The following is a 19,724-nucleotide window of genomic DNA, read 5'->3' as shown; positions in this document are numbered from 1 at the left end:
TCTGTTCCTTATTGTTGTAACTCTGCCAAGGCTAACGCCGACCCAACCAGCCTATCGGGTCCTTGGGCTGACCTTTAAAACGTAACGCGAAGTAAAGCCCTGTGCTCTGCCGACCACCACTGTCACCCACTGTAGCAATGGCATCACCTGCCGCCACCCAGTCGCCAGCCTCTAGTAGCAGGCTCTGGTTATATCCATACAGCGTCAGATAACCCCCACCGTGATCAAGGATTGTCACCAAGCCATAGCCCCGCAGCCAGTCAGAAAACACAACTCGGCCATGATGTACGGCCCTGACCGCCTTGCCTTCTTCACTCTTAATCCAAATGCCATCATAACTGATATTGTTTTGCTTGCTACCAAAAACCCGCCCGATCTGACCTGTCACTGGCCAGGCCAATTTTCCTTTACGGCTTTTGAAGGGCGTGTCATCGGTCACCAGTACCGCAACATTCAGGCTGGCTTCAATCTCACGCAATATTGCCTGCAAACGAGTCTGGTCGAGTTTAAGCTGCTTCAGCTCTGAGCCACCCTGGCGCAGCGTTTCCTGTAATGAAGCTAAGTGTTGCTGACGCTGATCACGGGTGCGTTGCAGTTGTATTAGCTCTTGTTGTAACTGTTGCTGCTTCTGGACTATTTCCTGCCTTGTAGCCAACAACTGGGTATCAGTATTCTTCAGAGCTGATAACTGTTCTCTGAACAGAGCTATATCTTTGGCGAGTGATTCACTTAGCGCATCATGGTAACGCAGCATTCGATCGAGGGCCTCCGGATCGCGCTGATTAAGTAACAACTCCAGCCGCGGCTGATTACCTGATTTGTAGCGTGAAACCAATTGTTGCTGAAGCCGTTCAGCGCGTTGATTAAGGTCTGATTCAATACGAGCCTTACGCTGCTCCAGATCAGACTCTCTGCCGCCCAGACCCGCCAACTGTTGATCCAACTGACGAATCTGCCGTGCCAACTGACCCGCTTGCAACTCTACCTTTTTCAATGATTGACTAAGTTTGCGCGACTCACCTTCCTGGCTCTTCATCTGGCCAGTGAGTTTTTCAATCCGGCTCTGCAGCTGTTTGATCTGCTTTTGGGTAGCGGCCTGCTCTGGGGCAGCAGCATGGGACGTGATGGTTAGCATTAGCAACCACAATGTCACAAACCAAATGCGCCAGCTCACCGCCATAGTGCGGAGTACCTTGTGAGTCAGGATTTGAACTGGACCAGAGACTGGCCGGTCATCTCGGCAGCCGGCGGCAGGTCCATAAGTGCCAACAGCGTTGGTGCCAGATCACACAAAGCCCCATCTTGCAGTGTCACACTGTCACGACGCGGACCATCATAAATCAGCGCCACCGGCCAGTTAGTATGTGCCGTATGAGGCTGACCTGTTGTAGGGTTAACCATCAATTCAACATTACCATGATCAGCGGTGATCAGGGTTTCACCGCCCACCTCAGCCATCGCAGACAGCACCTTACTGAGGCAATCATCAACTACTTCGCAGGCTTTAACTGCAGCATCAAAATGACCGGTATGGCCAACCATATCGCCATTGGCAAAATTACACACAATCAGGTCAAATTTACCGCTACGAATTGCTTCAACCAGTTTCGCTGTAACCTCAGGCGCACTCATCTCCGGCTTAAGATCATAGGTAGCAACATCCGGCGATGGCACCAAAATCCGCTCTTCACCCGGATAGACCTCTTCCTGACCACCATTAAAGAAGAAGGTGACATGGGCATATTTTTCAGTTTCTGAGATACGCAGTTGAGTTTTACCCAGTCCAGACAGGTATTCACCCAGATCATTATGAATAGCCTGAGGTGGATACGCACACGCCGCCTGGATGTCCGCCGCATACTGAGTCAACATCACGTAACCCGACAAGAGCGGCTGTTTGCGACGCACAAAACCATCGAATTCATCCCCCGCTGTAAACGCATAGGTAATCTCACGCGCCCGATCCGGGCGGAAGTTGGCACAGATCAGGGCATCACCATCATTGATTGTTGCCACCGGAGCGCCATCCGCTGTCACCATTACCGTCGGTGCAACGAATTCATCATTTTCATTACGCGCATAAGCTGCTTCCAGCGCAGTCAATGCGGACTCGGCTTTAGCCTCAGACTCACCAAGAGCCATGGCATTATAGGCTCGCTCTATACGATTCCAGCGCTTATCGCGATCCATGGCAAAGTAGCGACCACTCACAGTAGCAATCTGAGCAACTTTGAGAGATTCACACAGTTCCTGAGCGGCTTGCAGAGAGGATTCTGCTGAACGCGGCGGCATATCCCGCCCATCCAGAATTGCGTGCAGGCAAACCTGCTTGGCACCACGTTTTACCGCCATCTGCATCAGGCTGAAAATGTGTTGTTCATGACTATGAACACCACCTGGCGACAACAGACCCATGATATGAACCGCCTTATTTGCCGCGATGGCTTTATCCATCGCGTCTACCAGCGCATGATTTTCGAAAAAATCACCATCTACGATGGCTTTCGAGATCCGGGTGAAATTTTGATATACAACACGGCCCGCACCAATGTTCATATGCCCGACTTCCGAGTTACCCATCTGCCCATCAGGCAGACCCACAGCCAACCCTGAGGTTTTAATGCGCGCATTGGGGTTGCTGCTTAGCAGACTATCCCAAACTGGAGTATTTGCAGCAGTAATCGCTGAAGATTCGGTCTGCTCAACACCATAACCATCAAGGATAATCAGGGCTTTGGGGGCACGTTGTGCTGTCATATCAGGCATGAAACTCTTGTTAAATCTAAGGAAGACAGCAATTTTACTGTGATTCTGCCAACAACGCTAACCAACGCTGATTATGGATTGCCCGCAATCCAAACAGCAAATGAGCTTTGCCCCTTATACCACTGCAGATCGCATTGTATACTTACCGCCTCACACTAACCCTCACAGGCGACGTTTGGATAGAACATGGATCAAGTGCTTGAATTTATTAGTAATCACTACCTTCTGGTAGCCGCCTGGGTATTTACCCTGATCATGCTATTGATGGCTGAAAGCCGCAAATCCGGCAAATCTGTCAGTCCAGCCATTGCGACCCAGTTGATCAATAAAGAAAACGCCGTTGTGCTCGACATCCGCGCCAATAAGGAATGGGCGAACGGTCACATCACCAGTGCAATCAATATTCCGCTGGCAGACCTGGATCGGCGCATCGGAGAACTTGAAAAACACAAGACTCACCCCATTGTAGTTGTATGCAACCTGGGTCAGTCTGCTTCGGCGGCGACCAAGAAACTCAAGGATGCAGGCTACAACGCTGTCCGGCTATCCGGCGGCATGACCGAATGGAAAAGCCAGAGCTTACCGGTAGTAAAATGATGCAAAGCGAAGTATTAATCTACACCACAGCCTGGTGCCCGTTTTGTATTCGGGCAAAAAAATTGCTGGAGCATAAACAGATCGAGTATACCGAGATCAGCCTTGATGCAGACCCCAGCAAACGGCAGGAGATGATGGCACGTAGCCAACGTCGCACCGTGCCGCAAATTTTTATCGGCGATACTCATGTCGGTGGTTGTGATGACCTGTTTCGTCTTGAGATGACCCAAGCACTGGACCCCTTGCTGAGCCCTGCGCCGACTACACACAATAAGGATTAGATATGTCTGAAGAAAACTCAACCGCTGGCCAAGAAGCCACCGGCCCCCAGTTTGCAGTGCAGCGCCTGTATATCAAGGATGCGTCCTTTGAAGCGCCAAACATGCCGGCAATTTTCACCAAAGGCTGGAAACCTGAAGTCGGCCTGGAGTTGAATAATGCCTCCCGCCGCATTGGCGATGATGTGTACGAAGCGGTCCTGACCCTGACCATTACAGTCAAGCTTGAAGAGGAAACCGCTTACCTGGTTGAGCTACAGCAGGCTGGTATATTCTCAATCAGCGGTTTAGGTGAAGCTGAACTGCATCATACACTGGGTGCATTCTGCCCCAACCTGTTGTTCCCATATGCACGAGAAGCTATTGACAACCTGGTGACCAAAGCCAGCTTCCCGGCATTGATGCTACAGCCGGTGAACTTTGATGCCATGTACGCACAGCAAATGGCCCAGCGCCAGGCACAGCAGGAACAGCCTGAAGCTCAGCACTAAGCTGAATATAAAAAACGGAGCCTAGTGCTCCGTTTTTTATATTGCCCCAGGGTAACCCAACTGCCGCCAGGCCTCGTACACTACAATTGCACACGCATTCGAAAGATTAAGACTGCGACTGTCAGCGCACATCGGCAAACGCAGGCGCTGCTGCTCAGGCAGTGCCTCCCTTACTTCCGCCGGCAGACCTCGGGTTTCAGGCCCCAGCAGCAATACATCCCCCTGACAGAAATCAGCCTCAGAGTGACAGCGTGACCCCTTAGTCGTCATCGCCCATACCCGAGCAGAATCAGACAAACCCGCCAGGCAAAGGTCAAGACTGGCATGCACTTTGACTGCTGCAAATTCATGGTAATCCAAGCCCGCCCGGCGCAACCGCTTATCATCCAGTTCGAAGCCCAGCGGCTCGATCAGATGCAACTGACAACCCGTATTGGCACAGAGGCGAATAATATTGCCAGTGTTAGGTGGTATCTCTGGCTGATAAAGCACAACATGCAACATAAAATAATCCCCGCAAGGGCGGGGATTATAGAAGATTACGCGACAAAAGCAGACTCAGACTTCATCATTGTCTTCACTTTTACCATCTTCCATCCCTAATTCTTTAATTTTTCGAGTCAAAGTATTACGCCCCCAACCCAATAACTCAGCTGCATCCCGGCGACGGCCAGCAGTATGCTTTAATGCGGTTTCTATCATGATACGTTCAAACGCCGGCACCGCAGTATCCAGCAAGTCACTTTGACCGAGACTAAGCTGCTGATCAGCCCAGTTACGCAAACTGTGCTCCCAGTTGCTACCTGTCACCGCCTGCTCCTGGGTACGCGCCATCAGCTCCGGCGGCAAGTCTTCCACCAGCACTTCACGCCCAGTTGCCATCACGGTAAGCCAACGGCAGGTATTTTCCAGCTGCCGCACATTCCCAGGCCAAGCAAGATTACACATATAGGCCTCAGTTTCTGGCGTCAGCGTTTTCGGCTCTACATTCAACTCTTCCCCAGACTGTTTGAGGAAGTAACGCGACAACCGAGGAATATCTTCACGGCGTTCTGCCAGTTTTGGCAAACGTACGCGTATCACATTCAGACGATGGAACAGGTCTTCACGAAAGCGCCCCTGCTCCACCAGCTTTTCCAGATTTTGGTGGGTAGCGGCAATAATACGCACATCCACTTTGACCGGCGTATGGCCGCCAACGCGATAAAATTCACTATCCGCCAACACACGTAACAAGCGAGTCTGAGCATCGGCAGGCATATCACCGATTTCATCCAGGAACAGAGTACCGCCATCGGCTTGCTCAAAACGGCCACGTCGGGCTGCTGCGGCGCCAGTAAAGGCTCCTTTCTCATGACCAAACAGTTCTGACTCAATCAGGTCATGAGGAATCGCCGCCATATTCAACGGAATAAAAGCTTTTTCTCGACGCGGACTGTGTTTATGCAGCGCATGCGCCACCAGCTCCTTACCTGTACCAGATTCACCATTAATCAGCACAGTGATATTAGACTGCGAGAGCCGACCGATGGCACGAAAAACTTCCTGCATGGCAGGCGCTTCACCAATGATTTCAGTGGTATCTTCATCGATCTGCTCAATCTCGCTTCCCCGCTGTTCCATAGCATGCGCCAGCGCTCGCTTGACCAGGTTCACCGCATCGTCAACATCAAACGGTTTCGGCAAGTATTCAAAACCGCCCCCCTGATAAGACGCTACTGCAGAGTCTAAATCGGAGTGAGCGGTCATGATTATTACAGGCACCTGAGGACAGTTATCCTGGATAAAATCCAATAACCCCAAACCATCAGTCCCCGGCATCCGAATATCACTGATGATGGTATCCGGGGTATCCATATCCAGACGGCGGATAGCCGAATCAGCATTATCGAAAGATTCAGTATCGACGCCCGCTGATGACAGTGCTTTTTCCAGCACCCAGCGAATAGACCTGTCATCATCGACAATCCAAACCTTACCTGGCAGATTCATGGTTCAGCTCCAACGGTATAAAAATTTGAAAACGTGTTTCACCAGGACGAGTATCACACTCAATAAGCCCCTGGTGCTGGTTAATAATCGACTGCGCTATTGAAAGCCCAAGCCCAGTTCCTTCTGCACGCCCACTCACCATGGGGTAAAAAATACGGGTAAAAATGTCTTCCGGTATACCTGGCCCGTTATCGATTATTTCGACACAACATACCAAACGATGCTTTTCGGCACCCAGGGTAATCTGACGCAGGGCCCGAGTCCGTAATTGGATGCATGGCTGCTCGATATTCGCAGCATTCAACGCCTGCATACCATTACGTACAATATTCAAAAAAGCCTGTATGAGCTGCTCCCGGTCACCAATAAACTCCGGAATACTGGGATCATAATCCCGCTCAAAACAGATAGACTGGCCGCTTTCCGCCGTGATCAAGCTGCACACCCGTTCCATAATGGCGTGGATATTAATTGAGCTCATTTGCGGCAGCTGACGCGGACCCAGCAACCTATCAACTAAGTTTCTGAGCCTGTCTGCTTCTTCAATAATAACCCGGGTGTAATCATGCAATAGAGGCTCATCCAGCTCTCTCTCCAGTAACTGGGCTGCACCACGAATACCCCCCAGCGGATTTTTTATCTCGTGAGCCAAGCCCCGGATCAGTGTACGCGCACTGGCATGCTGGGTCAGCAGATCTTCCTCGCGCTCAATTCGCATCAGGCGATCACGCGGCTGGATCTCGATAATCAGATACTTCGATCGACCAATAAACAGCGGATTCACGCTGTAATCGACAATCAGGTCATGCCCTCCCAGGGTACGCAGCTTAGCTTCACGCAAGGTGTAGGGGTGGCCTGACAAAAAGGCTTCGCGCAAATTCGCACCTTCCAGAGCCGACCCTGGAAACAGGTCCAACACTTCCGCCTGCTCCAGCCTACGCCTGCTCGCTTCCAGCAACATCTCGGAAGCCGGATTAGCGTACTCCAGAGACAAATCTTTATTCAGCATGACCACAGCGGTGGACAGGTTCTCCAGCACTTGCTTATGGCGTTCGAATTCAGGCACGTTCCGCTCTCTCTACTTATTAACGGGTTTAATTGCAAAATACACACCAAGTCATCACATTCAGCAAACGCCCCAAAACAGGGGGACTTCAGACCCATTCCTGCGCATCGCCAGCAGCAAAACCCCAGCCTATAGCACTATATTGGTGCACTCAATGCGCTGCGCCCCAGACTAATGCTTTCTGACAATTTTAATAACGTCACTTATGGTCACATCCGACCAAGCAGACAAAAAAAAGCCTCCGCATGGGAGGCTTTTTTCAACAATCAGATCTTATACGGAGTAGTACAGATCGAACTCAACTGGGTGAGTCGTCATGTTAACGCGCTCAACTTCTTCGCGCTTCAGCTCGATGTAAGCATCCAGCATGTCATCAGTAAATACACCACCTTTGGTCAGGAACTCACGGTCAGTTTCCAGAGCCTGCAGCGCTTCTTCAAAAGAGGAAGCAACGGTTGGGATCTCTGCAGCCTCTTCTGGAGGCAGATCATACAGATCCTTATCAGCAGGTTCGCCTGGGTGGATTTTATTCTGGATACCGTCCAGACCAGCCATCATCAGCGCCGCGAAGCACAGGTAAGGGTTGGCAGAAGGATCAGGGAAACGAGTTTCGATACGACGCGCTTTAGGGCTGGTTACGTAAGGAATACGGATGGAAGCTGAACGGTTACGGGCAGAGTATGCCAGCATAACTGGAGCTTCGAAACCTGGTACCAGACGCTTGTATGCATTGGTAGAAGCGTTAGTCAAAGCGTTCAGGGCTTTAGCGTGCTTGATGATACCACCAATGTAGTACAGAGCCATTTCACTCATACCAGCATAAGCATCGCCATCAAACAGGTTAACGCCATCTTTAGACAGAGACTGGTGAACGTGCATACCAGAACCATTGTCGCCTACCAGCGGCTTAGGCATAAAGGTCGCTGTTTTACCATACGCGTGGGCAACGTTGTGTACACAGTATTTCAGAACCTGAACTTCGTCAGCTTTGTTAGTCAGCGTGTTTGGACCGATACCGATTTCACACTGGCCAGCAGTCGCAACTTCGTGGTGATGCACTTCAACGTACAGGTCCATCGCTTCCATTGCATCACACATTGCAGCACGCAGGTCATGCAGGGAATCGATTGGTGGTACTGGGAAGTAACCGCCTTTCACACGAGGACGGTGACCGGTGTTACCGCCTTCAATTTTGTGATTGGAAGCCCAAGACGCTTCTTCTGAAGAGATTGTGTAACCACAACCACTGATGTCAGCATGCCACTGCACTTCGTCAAACACGAAGAACTCTGGCTCTGGACCGAACATCGCAGTATCAGCAATGCCAGTAGACTTCAGATACTCTTCAGCACGCTTAGCAACAGAACGCGGATCACGCTCGTAACCCTGGCCAGTAGTAGGTTCAACGACATCACAGCGAACGATTACAGTCGATGCTTCAGAGAATGGATCCAGCAAAGTGGCGCTGTCATCAGGCATCAGAATCATGTCGGATTCGTTAATGCCCTTCCAGCCCGCAATAGAGGAGCCGTCAAACATCTTACCTTCTTCGAAGAAATCATCACCCATATCGGATACAGGGATGGTAACGTGCTGCTCTTTACCTTTGGAATCGGTGAAACGCAGGTCAACCCACTTCGCTTGACTTTCTTTGATCAGATTCAGAGTCTTCTCTGACATTGCCATTCTCCACACATATAATTGTCAGGCCTACGAGTAAGTGCGCAACCCTGAGACACTTGGGAAATAAAATCGGTGATGATGCTTGAGCAAACTTTATGCCAAGACATCGTTGCCGTAAACACTTGAAATTAGGGCTTCCACTGTCAGCGGCACTCAACCCTAAAGCACCATAAGTGAACACTCTGCCTGATTATGCACCAAATTAATGCATAAAAGCTTACTCAACCGTAAAGATGTCACCAATCCTGTGCAATCATAATCCAAGATGAGCAAAAACGCTTGGACTCCATCACGCTAAAAGTACTTTGCACAACATTTTCAGCATAACACCAGACCAGAGCTGCATTACAGCATGATCTCACCACGCCCGAGTATGCCAAATTAAGCCACAGCTTTACCCTGCGATGATTCGCGATATAGTCGGCAACGGTTTTATTTCTATCCGCACCGCCACAAAACGGTTAAAATGCCGCCAACCTTCGTGCGTACCTGTTACCACTACGCTGAATTACCGGCGCAGTCACTGCACACGAACCTATTGTTAACCCACCTTAAAGATCTGCTATCAATGTCGCTGAATATAAACAACTTACGCAATATCGCCATTATTGCCCACGTTGACCATGGTAAAACCACCCTGGTCGATAAACTACTGGCTCAGTCAGGCACGCTGGGACGCCGTGATGAAGGCACCGAACGCATCATGGATTCCAACGACCAGGAAAAAGAGCGCGGCATTACCATATTGGCTAAGAATACCGCCATCACCTGGAATGATTACCGCATCAATATCGTCGATACCCCAGGGCATGCGGACTTTGGTGGTGAAGTAGAGCGCGTTCTATCGATGGTAGATTGTGTATGCCTGCTGGTCGACGCTGTTGACGGTCCAATGCCCCAGACACGCTTTGTTACCCAGAAAGCATTTGATCAAGGCCTGCGCCCGATTGTGGTAGTGAATAAAGTTGACCGCCCTGGTGCACGCCCAGACTGGGTCATCGACCAAGTCTTTGACCTGTTTGACAGCTTGGGAGCGACCGAAGAACAGCTCGATTTCCCAATTGTTTATGCCTCAGCCCTTAACGGTATTGCCGGACCTGACCCTGACGAAATGGCAGAAGACATGACGCCGCTGTTCGAAGCGATAATTGAACATGTGTCACCGCCAGAAGTTGATCTTGAAGGGGCATTCCAAATGCAGATTTCTGCATTGGACTACAACAGCTACGTTGGTGTCATCGGGGTGGGCCGTATCAGCCGAGGCAGCATCTCCCTGAATACACCGGTTAAAGTGATTGACCGTGAAGATAAAGTACGTAACGGACGCGTCCTGAAGATCATGGGTTACCACGGCCTGGAGCGTATCGATGTCGATAACGCGCAGGCTGGTGATATCGTCTGTATCACGGGGATTGAGGAACTTAATATCTCTGACACCCTGTGCGATCCGAATAATGTTGAAGCACTGCCAGCGCTGAGCGTTGATGAGCCGACTGTGTCCATGACCTTCCAAGTAAACGACTCACCGTTTGCTGGCCAGGATGGTAAATTTGTCACAAGTCGCAACATCAAGGAACGCCTGGAGCGTGAGTTGATTCACAACGTTGCCCTTCGTGTTGAACAGGGCGAAACACCAGAGAAATTTAAAGTTTCCGGTCGTGGTGAGCTGCATCTGTCAGTACTGATCGAAACCATGCGTCGCGAAGGCTTCGAACTTGGCGTGTCTCGCCCAGAGGTCGTGCAGAAAGAGGTGGATGGAGCAATCCACGAGCCTTACGAAGACGTGTTGATCGACGTTGAAGATGAACATCAGGGCGCCGTTATTGAAGAGTTAGGTAAGCGCAAAGGCGATATGACCAATATGGAAGTAGATGGCAAAGGCCGCTCACGCCTTAGCTTCATCATTCCGTCCCGTGGACTCATCGGTTTCCGTTCACTGTTCCTGACCATGACTTCAGGTACAGGCATCATGACCTCAATATTTGACCACTATGGCCCGGTGAAAGACGGTGAAGTGGAAAGCCGTAATAATGGTGTACTCGTCTCTATGGTGACAGGTAAAGCACTGGCTTATTCTTTATGGAACCTGCAAAGCCGTGGCCGCCTGTGTATCGAGCCAAATATCGATGTATATGAAGGCATGTTGCTGGGTATACATAGCCGCAGTAATGACCTGGCAGTTAACCCCATCAAGGGCAAACAGCTAACCAACGTACGTGCATCCGGCACCGATGAAAACATCCAGCTGACACCACCAGTGAAATTTACTCTGGAACAAGCCCTGGACTTCATCGAAGATGACGAGCTGGTCGAAGTCACGCCAAACCATATCCGCCTGCGCAAGAAACTGCTGAAAGAAAACGAGCGGAAACGCGCTAAGAAGTAATATCCTACCAGGGCAGCTCAGCTGCCCTTTTTTATATCTGGCCGCAACCCGCTGTGAGCACATATACTGTTTGTCATCAGGACCGACGGAGCTTCCCATGCGCAGCCTCTACCCCGAAATTCATAGCAGCGCCGAACACAGACTTAGTGTTTCCCCACTGCATACTCTGTATGTAGAAGAGAGCGGCAACCCGTGCGGCATACCCGTTTTGTTTGTTCATGGTGGTCCCGGTGGCGGCTGCAGCCCACAACACCGGCGTTTTTTTGATCCTGATAAATACCGGATTATTCTGTTTGATCAACGCGGCTGCGGACACTCTACGCCCCATGCCAGCCTGACTGACAACCATACCCAGGCGCTAATTGATGATATCGAGCAGATTCGCAACTACCTGAAAATAGATGAGTGGTTACTCTTCGGTGGCTCCTGGGGTTCGACATTAAGCCTGCTATACGCCCAATCCCATCCTGAACGGGTAATCGGTCTGATCTTAAGAGGCATCTTCCTCTGCCGGCAACAGGACTTGCACTGGTTCTATCAACAAGGTGCCAATGCGGTCTTTCCCGATTACTGGCAGGACTATCTGCAGCCGATCCCAGCCTCGCAACACCACGACCTGCTTAAGGCTTACCATGACGTTTTGACCTCGCCCAACGAGCTGGCGAGAATGGCCGCCGCCAAAGCCTGGTCAGTTTGGGAGGGGCGCTGCTCTACGCTTGACCCAAACCTTGATGTGGTTGAGCACTTTACTGACCCTCACGTCGCACTGGCGATGGCACGTATCGAAGCACACTACTTTATCAATCACGCCTTTATTGAAGCTGATCAGATTCTGCAAAACTGCCCACGCATTGCTCATATCAAAACCATTATCGTGCATGGCCGTTACGATATGGTCTGTCCTCTGAACCAAGCACATGCGCTCTACCAGGCGCTACCCGACTCGGAATTGCATATCGTGCGGGATGCAGGCCATTCAGCGTTTGAACCCGGCATTACAGATAACCTGGTGCGTGCCACCGACAACTTCGCCCTGACTCTGGCATAATTACCCTCCCTTGCCAGCATCAGATCAAAGATTATGAAAGGATTGATACAACGGGTCACACAGGCCACAGTCAAGGTGAAAGGCGAAACCATCGGCCATATTGAACATGGCACTCTGCTTCTACTGGGCGTAGAAAAAACTGATACTCAACAACATGCCGACAAGCTGCTGCAAAAGGTACTGAATTACAGAATCTTTCCTGACGACAGCGGCAAGATGAATCTCAATCTACAGCAGGCCGCCGGTGGCTTATTGGTAGTATCCCAGTTCACACTGGTTGCAGATACTCAAAAAGGACTCAGGCCTGGCTTTTCCGTGGCGGCCGATCCCGCCCTGGGAGAGCGGCTTTATGACTACTTCGTCCAGCAGGCACAGCAGTCACACGCGACTGTTGCAACAGGCCGGTTTGGTGCAGACATGCAGATCAGTTTGATCAATGACGGACCGGTCACCTTTATGCTGCAGTCCTGAAGCAACCGTTTGCAGCCCGAGAATAAACTGCTTTGCAGGCATTTCAGCCTGCAATGGCCGGGTTAGTCTTGCCGCACGATAATGCTCATTAAACACATCGAAATATGCCATTAACAGGTCACCGGCGGTGTGGTCCCCAATCAAGTGCAGCAGTTCTGCTGCGATCTCTGCAGTACATAGCTGCTCCGGCGTAGCTGACTGACGTAAATGATAGCGGCTGGTGCGCGCTGTCTGCGGCAATGTAATCACCGGCAGGTGCTGCAGGTATTTGCTGAGTCTGAACATCCGTCGCGCCTGGCGCCAAGTACCGTCCAGTAAAATAAACAATGGCCGCTTCTGGGTGGCAGGGTATTGCACCATCCGATCTTCATAACCAGGTCCTGCTGGAAACACCAGATACGGCTGATATGAAGTGTCATTGAGCAGTGCCAAAAACGTCAAGGGTGGCTGAGTGCGCGACCACTCGAAAATTTTCGTATCAGGAAAACAATCCGCAATTAAACGCCCAGTATTTGTTGGCTTAAAACTTTCGTTATGGTGCATCAGCAGCACAAAGGAGGCGTCTCCTTGGGCCGAGGTACGATAACTGCAAATACATACCCGAATCGCGAGCAAACACTCAGGGCAACGATGGGTACGGGAGCCGCGAGCAATAAATGGCTTGTTTAAAACAGGTGTGGTCATAATAAATTTATTGTAGGGTAGGTGCCGTTTTTTCAGCGGTAAAGAGCGTCTTTGGTACTCCCCAGTCAAGCGTCCGCGCGCCCTTATGCAGTAGATGCAGAAACTGATGTAACTCATCCAGATTGAGCACCCCAGATGCCGTTGGTTCCGTATCAGTGCCATAGAAGCGCAGCTGGTAACGGCCTTCCCGGTGACTAACATCCAGTCGGTGCAGCACTTCTGTGCTCAGCGTGGTCAGGGTGTCATCTTCTCGATCCACCTGAACATTTTGCTGAGCCGATTCATGGTAAAACTGGGCCAACTCTGCCTGATGAGGCTGCGGCGCTGGATTCGCAGCATCGGACATCTTCTTCAACATCTCCGGCATTGCGCTTAACAGTCGCAGCACCAGCCGCCGGGTCAGCCAGAAGTCAATCCGAGGGTCCGCGTTTTTCAGGTTACCCACTAGCAAGATCCGATCTTCAACCGGATCAAACTTGAGGGTAAATGCGGCAATATTAATCATCTTATTCCTTTCGCCGATAGCGTAGAATCAAGCTTGTAATAACCACTGATTCTTAACTAGAGTGCTGTTTCTGATGCCGACGCAAAACCCCAGCTTTCGTTTTGTGATCCCACCTCGCCCAGAAGTTTTGGTGAAAATGACTCAGCTTTTGCGCGCTGAAAATATTGATACCAACAAGATATGTCGCCTGATCAGGCAGGATGCTGCGCTCTACTCCGCCGTGCTGGGTACCATCAATTCAGCGGCATACGCACTGGTCAAACGCATCACCAGCATTGAGCATGCTGTCGCCCTGTTGGGACCTGTGAGAATATATAATATTGTACGCCTTAGTGCCCTGAAAAACAGTTTATCCAACCAATGCAGCCTCGAGCGTTTCTGGGACAGTGCCTCTGAAGTGGCCCAGTTGTGCAGCTTTATCGCAGAGAACTTCAGTCACCTGGACCGTGAAGATGCTTATACCCTGGGCATGCTGCATGACTGTGGCATACCGCTTATCCTGGTGCAGGATGAAGGCTTCAAAACCCAATTGCAGCACCTCAACACCCTGCCAATTGCCGAAAGTGAACAGGTTCAGCTCAAACTTTACGGCACCAGCCATTATCGCCTGGGAGCAGAAATGTTGACGGACTGGGGCTTCTCCAGCGATCTGTCTGCAGCCGTTGCCGCCCAGCCATACTATCAGGATGTATTACGACAGCCCGTCGATGGGCGGGAACATATGCGCTTTGCCTTAAGTTGCCTGACCTTGGCGCGGGATATTAGTGACGTGTACCGCCGTTATTGGCGTATGACCGACCGAGAAACCCAGCTGCATGAACTGAAATCTGCGCTCGAGTTTCTGGGGCTGAATGACCTGGACTATATGGACCTTCGTGAGGACTGCAGTACCTGGCTGGAATCCCTCTAATCAATCCACACCCGATAGCCCGCCACCGCCCAGCTCTGATACAATTCCTGCAACTTCCTTTTCATCCTGCAACATGCCACGCGCTTTCAGCTTGCGCGCCGCATGGAGACTTTTCATGTTTGAACTGCCGGTTGTTGATCTAAAAGATAAAGTCAGTGAAGAAGAGTGGCAGGTACGGGTTAACCTAGCTGCCTGCTACCGTCTGGTCGAGCACTTTGGCTGGGGCGATCTGATCTATACCCATATTTCTGCACGCATTCCAAAGACTGATCATTACCTGGTCAATGCCTTCGGCTTAGGCTTTGATGAGGTGACCGCCTCCAACCTGGTAAAAATCGATTTGGCTGGCAATATCCTCGATGACAGCCCATTTGAGATTAACCCCGCGGGCTTCACTATCCATAGCGCCGTACACGAAGTTCGGCATGATGCTCACTGCGTAATCCACCTGCATACCAAAGCCACCATTGCCGTTGCCTCCCTGCAGGAGGGTTTACAGCCACTCAGCCAATACTCGATGTTTTCCCTGACCTCTATGGCCCATCACGGTTATGAGGGGTTGGCCGTCAACCCCGCAGAGAAGCGTCGCCTGCAGCAGGATTTGAATGACAAGAATCACCTGCTACTGCCAAACCATGGCGCTCTGACAGTCGGGCCGACGGTCGGTGACGCTTTTATGCGGATGTACGATCTGCAACGGGCCTGCGAAGTCCAGCTCTTGATTCAGGCCAGCGGCCAGCCGGCCATTACCATCGCTTCTGAGGTGCAAGACGGCATCTTCAACCAGGCCAAAGTCGTCCACTCTGGTTCAACCGGTGGCCAGAAAGCCTGGCCTGCCATGTTACGCAAAGCCTATCGACTTGACCCCGACTTCTGTAATTAAACGTTTTTCAGTAAAGGTTCTGACATGAAAGTCACCCGTGTAGAAATTTTTGATATTCACTGCCCTAAACGTCCGGTATGGAATCCGGTATTTGTCCGCATTCATACCGATGAAGGCATTTCCGGCGTGGGTGAAGCCGGCCTTGCTTATGATCTAGGCCACAGTGCTGCTGCCAGCATGATCAAAGAATTTGCCGAAGAAATGCTGCTCGGAAGAGACCCCTTCCAGACCGAAGACCTGTGGAATCTGATGCTGCGGGGCAGCTTTTGGGGATTAGGCGGTGGACCTGTGGTTTATTCTGCCATGAGTGCAATTGATACTGCGCTATGGGATATCAAGGGTAAAGCTTTGGGCGTACCTGTGTACCAACTGCTCGGTGGCAGAGTTAATGATGAGCTGCGTACCTATGCCAGCCAGCTACAGTTCGATTGGGGCCCTGAGTTTGCCAAACTTATCCATCCGGAAGAATACGCCCGCGCGGCGGAAAAAGCCGTGGCTGAGGGATATGATGCCGTCAAAGTTGACCCGATCATGTATGACGCGCAGGGCGATACCCACTTTGACCGCACCAAACTGTTCACCAATAAAGAGATGCAGCTGTTCCGTGGCCGCCTAATGGCGATCCGCGACGCGGTGGGTGCGGATGTGGATATTATTTTTGAATGCCACAGCTTACCGGGTGCCAGTACCGCGATTCAGTTAGGCGAACTGGCTGAAGAAGCCCGCTGTATGTATTTCGAGGAACCGGTAAACTACCTCAATTCCAAGCTACATAAGCGAGTGGCGGATAGGGTGAATGTGCCCATTGCTGGTGGTGAGCGCCTATATAATCGCTGGGGTGTCAGACCCTATCTGGAAGATCAGAGTCTCGATGTGCTGCAGCCGGATGTAGGGCTGTGCGGCGGTTTCACCGAAACCAAAAAAGTTTGCGACTATGCGGATATCTATGATGTGCGCATCCAGGCCCATGTCTGTGGCGGACCGATAGCCACCATGGCCGCCTTACACCTGGAAACCGCCATTCCTAACTTCCTGATCCATGAACACCACACCTATGCGATCAAGGATTGGAACCGTGAGTTATGCCTGCAGGATCCACAACCGGTGAATGGCAAGTTCCGCTGCCCTGATGAGCCAGGACTGGGTATTGAGCTGAATGACGAAGTGGTCAAACGCTCACCCCATGTCGAAGTGAAATAACTTAACCGATACCAAACCGATACACCCGCCGTGCATTGTCAAAAAACAACTCGGCGGGTAGCGTTTTACCTAACTGATCCACATAATGCTGCCACAGCTCAGCATAAGACAGTGCCAATTCAGACACCGGAAAGTTACTGGCCAACATCAATTGTGATGTCGGCAGCGCCTGCAACAGGTACTGCAGTATTGGTACAACTTGTGACATGCGCCAGTCGGCATTCAGCATCTCCCAGCCTGAGCATTTAACAAAACAATTAGGCAGATGCGCCAGCTGCTGAATAGCCTCACACCAGCGGGGCTCAAGGTCGATCACTAGGCCTGCATGATTCAGCACAATATCCAGCTGCGACCTGGTTACGGCCAGATCGACAAGACAGTTAACGACCGCAACTGACTGCAGGTTCACCTGCAACTCTAACAACATCCCTTGCTGTTCCAGCAGTGCCAGATTGTCCCCCGTGCTGGCAGATTGCAACACAGCGGCAGCATCTTCAGCCAGAATATTACGTATCCCAATACAGTTAGGAAACTTGGCAAGCTGAGTCAGAGTGGCAGCAAAATCTGTCGAGGTTAAATCGGCAAAACCAATACTTCGAAACGGCAAGGCACAGTGCTGCTGCAACCATGCCTGCTCTCTCCAGGGGCGCTGATTATCAAAGCCCGCTTCTATATGGACAAAACCCGCCAGTTGAATATGCGCGGGCAATATCAGATCCTGCTCTAAGAAGTTTCGTTGCAGTCGCTGTTTATGGGGCCAGTATGGCGGTTGCCCATCCTGCAACCAGTCATAGTGCCCCTGCATCAGATCAAACAGATGCACGTGCGGATCGATTATCCGCAACACCTCTGTTTCACTGTCAACGCGCAGTGTAGCCACCATCAATGACCTGCAGGCTGCCGGTGATAAAACGTGACTCATCCCCCGCCAGAAACGCCACCAGTGCAGCAACTTCCTCTGGTTGACCAATCCGACCCAAGGGCTGTTCTGCCGCTTCAGCCGCATGCACTTGCTGTGGGTCTGCACCACTGCGCTGGCAATAACGATCAATCGCCTGATGATAGAGCGGAGTCTCAATTGTGCCGGGACAAACAGCGTTGGCACGAATACCATCACCGGCATAATCCAAGGCGGTTGTTTTCGCCATGGAAGCCAGGGCTGCTTTGCTCAGGTTATAGGCAAAAGAGTGGGGTTTACCCACTATCGCCTGATCAGAGGACATCAGAATCAGGCTACCGCTCTTCTGTGCACACATCACTGGCAAGGCAGCATGCAACAGGTAGTAGGTGCCCTTTACGTTAATATCCAAGACTCGCTCAAACGCTTCAGGGGACGTATTTCCCAGGGTCGCCGACAAGTGCACCCCGGCATTTGCCACCACAACATCAATGCGCCCGGCTTGCTCGGCGACCTGCTGCACCGCTGATTGCACTTGTCCCTGATCAGCCATGTCACAGCTTAGATAGTCAATGGTCTCAAGCGGTGCTGAGACATCCAGGTTGAAGACCCGAAAACCATCCTGTCGCAGACGCTTGACCACCGCTTCTCCGATGCCAGCACTGCCGCCACTGACAATCGCAACTTTATTCACACATTCACCTCAGTCATCACACCTTCAGCGACGGCAAAAGCCAATATATAAGCCCGCTCATCTGAATAACTCAGATGCACCTGCTGAATGCCCAGTGTTTTTGCCCACTGTTTAGCACCACCGCTAAGCTCCACCACCGGACGGCCATGTTGATCCTTGTTAATCTCAATATGCTGCCAGCTGACACCCCTGCCAATCCCACTGCCCAACGCCTTAGCAATGGCTTCCTTGGCAGCAAAACGCTTTGCCAGATAACGCGGTGCATCCTTCGCCTGAGCAAATGCTATCTGCTCGGTACCGGTCAATATCCGCGCGGATAATTTAGGCGTTCGACGCAGGGCCTGCTGCATACGCTCCAGCTCAAGCAGGTCGGTACCAAGCCCCAGAATCATCGCTGCAGGGCATCCCTGGCCGTCTGCACCCGCTGCTGCGTCTGCAGCAACAGTTGCTTCATTTCACGAATAGCCGGCTGCAACCCAGTAAATACGGCACGAGCAATAATGCCATGACCTATATTCAGTTCATTGATCTGAGGAATCTCGGCGATTTGTTCCACATTGTGGTAATGCAAACCATGCCCTGCATTCACCACCAACCCCACCTGCCAGGCATGCGCTGCAGCCTCCTGAATCCGCTGCAGTTCAACCTGCTGCTGAGCAGGATCGGCAGCCTCGGCAAAGGCACCAGTATGCAACTCAATTACTGGCGCACCACAACGCACCGCCGCATCAATCTGTGCAATATCCGGGTCAATAAACAAAGACACTTCAATGCCTGCGCCAGCAAGACGCTGGCAAGCATCGGCCACTCGGCTCTCTTGGCCAATAATATCCAGTCCGCCTTCTGTGGTTAGCTCTTCTCGCTTTTCCGGTACTAAGCAGCAATGAGCAGGCTTCACATCGACAGCAATCTGCAGCATCTCTTCAGTGACCGCCATCTCAAAATTCATTCGGGTCTGCAAAGTCTGACTGAGCAGGTAGATATCCCGGTCCTGAATATGACGACGGTCCTCCCTCAGGTGAACAGTAATGCCGTCCGCACCGGCTTCTTCCGCCAAGGCTGCGGCCTGAACCGGGTCAGGATAGCGCGTTCCCCGCGCCTGACGTAAGGTTGCCACATGATCAATGTTGACACCCAACAGCAGTCTATTCGGTTCTAACAAAACACGCTCC

General features: G+C 51.4%; 21 protein-coding genes. 9 read left to right on the top strand and 12 right to left on the bottom strand.

From position 1 onward, the window contains the following. Nucleotides 1–31 precede the first annotated feature (31 nt). Both ACFVYJ_RS12900 and gpmI read right to left on the bottom strand, forming a co-directional pair. A complete protein-coding gene (locus tag ACFVYJ_RS12900) occupies nt 32–1,180 on the bottom strand; it encodes a murein hydrolase activator EnvC family protein (protein ID WP_419415752.1) in 1,149 nt (382 codons plus the stop codon). 20 nt (nt 1,181–1,200) lie between these two features. Next, a complete protein-coding gene (gene gpmI / locus ACFVYJ_RS12895; RefSeq protein ID WP_419415753.1) occupies nt 1,201–2,766 on the bottom strand; it encodes a 2,3-bisphosphoglycerate-independent phosphoglycerate mutase in 1,566 nt (521 codons plus the stop codon). A 186-nt stretch (nt 2,767–2,952) separates the two neighbouring features. Here gpmI and ACFVYJ_RS12890 point away from each other — a divergent pair, with 186 nt between their 5' ends. The 3 genes from ACFVYJ_RS12890 to secB are packed head-to-tail and all read left to right on the top strand — an operon-like array spanning nt 2,953 to nt 4,132. Next, a complete protein-coding gene (locus tag ACFVYJ_RS12890; RefSeq protein ID WP_419415754.1) occupies nt 2,953–3,363 on the top strand; it encodes a rhodanese-like domain-containing protein in 411 nt (136 codons plus the stop codon). Beyond that, nucleotides 3,360–3,644 (top strand): glutaredoxin 3, encoded by a 285-nt coding sequence (gene grxC, locus ACFVYJ_RS12885; protein WP_419415755.1) that lies wholly within the window; start codon nt 3,360–3,362, stop codon nt 3,642–3,644. The genes ACFVYJ_RS12890 and grxC overlap by 4 nt, the downstream gene beginning before the upstream one ends. Nucleotides 3,645–3,646: 2 nt before the next feature. Continuing rightward, nucleotides 3,647–4,132, top strand: coding sequence for a protein-export chaperone SecB (secB, locus tag ACFVYJ_RS12880; RefSeq protein WP_419415756.1), 486 nt, complete (start codon nt 3,647–3,649; stop codon nt 4,130–4,132). Between the two features lie 36 nt (nt 4,133–4,168). On the opposite strand, the gene trmL is transcribed toward secB, so the two are convergent. The 4 genes from trmL to glnA form a co-directional block, all read right to left on the bottom strand. Further along, a complete protein-coding gene (trmL, locus tag ACFVYJ_RS12875) occupies nt 4,169–4,636 on the bottom strand; it encodes a tRNA (uridine(34)/cytosine(34)/5-carboxymethylaminomethyluridine(34)-2'-O)-methyltransferase TrmL (RefSeq protein ID WP_419415757.1) in 468 nt (155 codons plus the stop codon). Between the two features lie 54 nt (nt 4,637–4,690). Beyond that, entirely contained in the window at nt 4,691–6,124 is a 1,434-nt protein-coding gene (gene glnG, locus ACFVYJ_RS12870; RefSeq protein WP_419415758.1) for a nitrogen regulation protein NR(I), read from the bottom strand. Then, on the bottom strand, nt 6,108–7,190 hold the full coding sequence (gene glnL, locus ACFVYJ_RS12865) for a nitrogen regulation protein NR(II) (protein ID WP_419415759.1): 1,083 nt from the start codon (nt 7,188–7,190) through the stop codon (nt 6,108–6,110). The genes glnG and glnL overlap by 17 nt, the downstream gene beginning before the upstream one ends. A 273-nt stretch (nt 7,191–7,463) precedes the next feature. Further along, on the bottom strand, nt 7,464–8,870 hold the full coding sequence (gene glnA, locus ACFVYJ_RS12860) for a glutamate--ammonia ligase (protein WP_419415760.1): 1,407 nt from the start codon (nt 8,868–8,870) through the stop codon (nt 7,464–7,466). Between the two features lie 583 nt (nt 8,871–9,453). Here glnA and typA point away from each other — a divergent pair. From typA to dtd, 3 genes are all read left to right on the top strand, one after another. Beyond that, nucleotides 9,454–11,259, top strand: a complete 1,806-nt coding sequence (gene typA, locus ACFVYJ_RS12855) for a translational GTPase TypA (protein WP_463255374.1) — start codon at nt 9,454–9,456, stop codon at nt 11,257–11,259. 97 nt (nt 11,260–11,356) lie between these two features. After that, nucleotides 11,357–12,307, top strand: a complete 951-nt coding sequence (gene pip / locus ACFVYJ_RS12850) for a prolyl aminopeptidase (RefSeq protein ID WP_419415762.1) — start codon at nt 11,357–11,359, stop codon at nt 12,305–12,307. Between the two features lie 33 nt (nt 12,308–12,340). Continuing rightward, nucleotides 12,341–12,778 (top strand): D-aminoacyl-tRNA deacylase, encoded by a 438-nt coding sequence (gene dtd, locus ACFVYJ_RS12845; protein ID WP_419415763.1) that lies wholly within the window; start codon nt 12,341–12,343, stop codon nt 12,776–12,778. Here dtd and ACFVYJ_RS12840 read toward each other — a convergent pair. Continuing rightward, on the bottom strand, nt 12,686–13,462 hold the full coding sequence (locus ACFVYJ_RS12840) for a tRNA-uridine aminocarboxypropyltransferase (protein WP_419415764.1): 777 nt from the start codon (nt 13,460–13,462) through the stop codon (nt 12,686–12,688). The genes dtd and ACFVYJ_RS12840 overlap by 93 nt on opposite strands. Before the next feature lie 7 nt (nt 13,463–13,469). Continuing rightward, nucleotides 13,470–13,967: a hypothetical protein gene (locus ACFVYJ_RS12835; RefSeq protein WP_419415765.1), complete on the bottom strand. Its 498-nt coding sequence runs from the start codon at nt 13,965–13,967 to the stop codon at nt 13,470–13,472. Between the two features lie 73 nt (nt 13,968–14,040). On the opposite strand from ACFVYJ_RS12835, the gene ACFVYJ_RS12830 reads away from it, so the two are divergent. From ACFVYJ_RS12830 to ACFVYJ_RS12820, 3 genes are all read left to right on the top strand, one after another. Then, on the top strand, nt 14,041–14,877 hold the full coding sequence (locus ACFVYJ_RS12830) for an HDOD domain-containing protein (RefSeq protein WP_419415766.1): 837 nt from the start codon (nt 14,041–14,043) through the stop codon (nt 14,875–14,877). Between the two features lie 115 nt (nt 14,878–14,992). Next, nucleotides 14,993–15,760: a class II aldolase/adducin family protein gene (locus tag ACFVYJ_RS12825; protein WP_419415767.1), complete on the top strand. Its 768-nt coding sequence runs from the start codon at nt 14,993–14,995 to the stop codon at nt 15,758–15,760. A gap of 24 nt (nt 15,761–15,784) precedes the next feature. After that, nucleotides 15,785–16,960: a mandelate racemase/muconate lactonizing enzyme family protein gene (locus ACFVYJ_RS12820; protein WP_419415768.1), complete on the top strand. Its 1,176-nt coding sequence runs from the start codon at nt 15,785–15,787 to the stop codon at nt 16,958–16,960. A gap of 1 nt (nt 16,961) precedes the next feature. Here the strand turns inward: ACFVYJ_RS12820 and ACFVYJ_RS12815 are convergent, their stop codons facing one another. From ACFVYJ_RS12815 to pdxJ, 4 genes are read right to left on the bottom strand one after another with little or no spacing between them, the layout of a single operon-like run. Next, nucleotides 16,962–17,840, bottom strand: coding sequence for an amidohydrolase family protein (locus ACFVYJ_RS12815; protein ID WP_419415769.1), 879 nt, complete (start codon nt 17,838–17,840; stop codon nt 16,962–16,964). Continuing rightward, nucleotides 17,821–18,552, bottom strand: a complete 732-nt coding sequence (locus ACFVYJ_RS12810) for an SDR family NAD(P)-dependent oxidoreductase (RefSeq protein ID WP_419415770.1) — start codon at nt 18,550–18,552, stop codon at nt 17,821–17,823. The genes ACFVYJ_RS12815 and ACFVYJ_RS12810 overlap by 20 nt, the downstream gene beginning before the upstream one ends. Then, nucleotides 18,549–18,944: a holo-ACP synthase gene (locus tag ACFVYJ_RS12805; RefSeq protein ID WP_419415771.1), complete on the bottom strand. Its 396-nt coding sequence runs from the start codon at nt 18,942–18,944 to the stop codon at nt 18,549–18,551. Before ACFVYJ_RS12805 ends, ACFVYJ_RS12810 begins: the two co-directional genes overlap by 4 nt. After that, nucleotides 18,941–19,714 (bottom strand): pyridoxine 5'-phosphate synthase, encoded by a 774-nt coding sequence (gene pdxJ, locus ACFVYJ_RS12800; RefSeq protein ID WP_419415772.1) that lies wholly within the window; start codon nt 19,712–19,714, stop codon nt 18,941–18,943. Before pdxJ ends, ACFVYJ_RS12805 begins: the two co-directional genes overlap by 4 nt. Nucleotides 19,715–19,724 lie beyond the last annotated feature (10 nt).

The sequence above is a fragment of the Pontibacter sp. JAM-7 genome (assembly GCF_048548695.2).
Classification (GTDB): Bacteria; Pseudomonadota; Gammaproteobacteria; order Pseudomonadales; family Balneatricaceae; genus Neptuniibacter.
The sequence above is the reverse complement of the archived record's forward strand: the minus strand, read 5'-3'. Positions and strand labels throughout refer to the sequence as shown.

What these genes read in the sequence shown, in the direction of transcription:
- ACFVYJ_RS12900 (WP_419415752.1), bottom strand. Translation starts at nt 1,180, where the DNA reads ATGGCGGTGAGCTGGCGCATTTGGTTTGTGACATTGTGGTTGCTAATG.
- gpmI (WP_419415753.1), bottom strand. Translation starts at nt 2,766, where the DNA reads ATGCCTGATATGACAGCACAACGTGCCCCCAAAGCCCTGATTATCCTT.
- ACFVYJ_RS12890 (WP_419415754.1), top strand. Translation starts at nt 2,953, where the DNA reads ATGGATCAAGTGCTTGAATTTATTAGTAATCACTACCTTCTGGTAGCC.
- grxC (WP_419415755.1), top strand. Translation starts at nt 3,360, where the DNA reads ATGATGCAAAGCGAAGTATTAATCTACACCACAGCCTGGTGCCCGTTT.
- secB (WP_419415756.1), top strand. Translation starts at nt 3,647, where the DNA reads ATGTCTGAAGAAAACTCAACCGCTGGCCAAGAAGCCACCGGCCCCCAG.
- trmL (WP_419415757.1), bottom strand. Translation starts at nt 4,636, where the DNA reads ATGTTGCATGTTGTGCTTTATCAGCCAGAGATACCACCTAACACTGGC.
- glnG (WP_419415758.1), bottom strand. Translation starts at nt 6,124, where the DNA reads ATGAATCTGCCAGGTAAGGTTTGGATTGTCGATGATGACAGGTCTATT.
- glnA (WP_419415760.1), bottom strand. Translation starts at nt 8,870, where the DNA reads ATGTCAGAGAAGACTCTGAATCTGATCAAAGAAAGTCAAGCGAAGTGG.
- pip (WP_419415762.1), top strand. Translation starts at nt 11,357, where the DNA reads ATGCGCAGCCTCTACCCCGAAATTCATAGCAGCGCCGAACACAGACTT.
- dtd (WP_419415763.1), top strand. Translation starts at nt 12,341, where the DNA reads ATGAAAGGATTGATACAACGGGTCACACAGGCCACAGTCAAGGTGAAA.
- ACFVYJ_RS12840 (WP_419415764.1), bottom strand. Translation starts at nt 13,462, where the DNA reads ATGACCACACCTGTTTTAAACAAGCCATTTATTGCTCGCGGCTCCCGT.
- ACFVYJ_RS12835 (WP_419415765.1), bottom strand. Translation starts at nt 13,967, where the DNA reads ATGATTAATATTGCCGCATTTACCCTCAAGTTTGATCCGGTTGAAGAT.
- ACFVYJ_RS12830 (WP_419415766.1), top strand. Translation starts at nt 14,041, where the DNA reads ATGCCGACGCAAAACCCCAGCTTTCGTTTTGTGATCCCACCTCGCCCA.
- ACFVYJ_RS12825 (WP_419415767.1), top strand. Translation starts at nt 14,993, where the DNA reads ATGTTTGAACTGCCGGTTGTTGATCTAAAAGATAAAGTCAGTGAAGAA.
- ACFVYJ_RS12820 (WP_419415768.1), top strand. Translation starts at nt 15,785, where the DNA reads ATGAAAGTCACCCGTGTAGAAATTTTTGATATTCACTGCCCTAAACGT.
- ACFVYJ_RS12805 (WP_419415771.1), bottom strand. Translation starts at nt 18,944, where the DNA reads ATGATTCTGGGGCTTGGTACCGACCTGCTTGAGCTGGAGCGTATGCAG.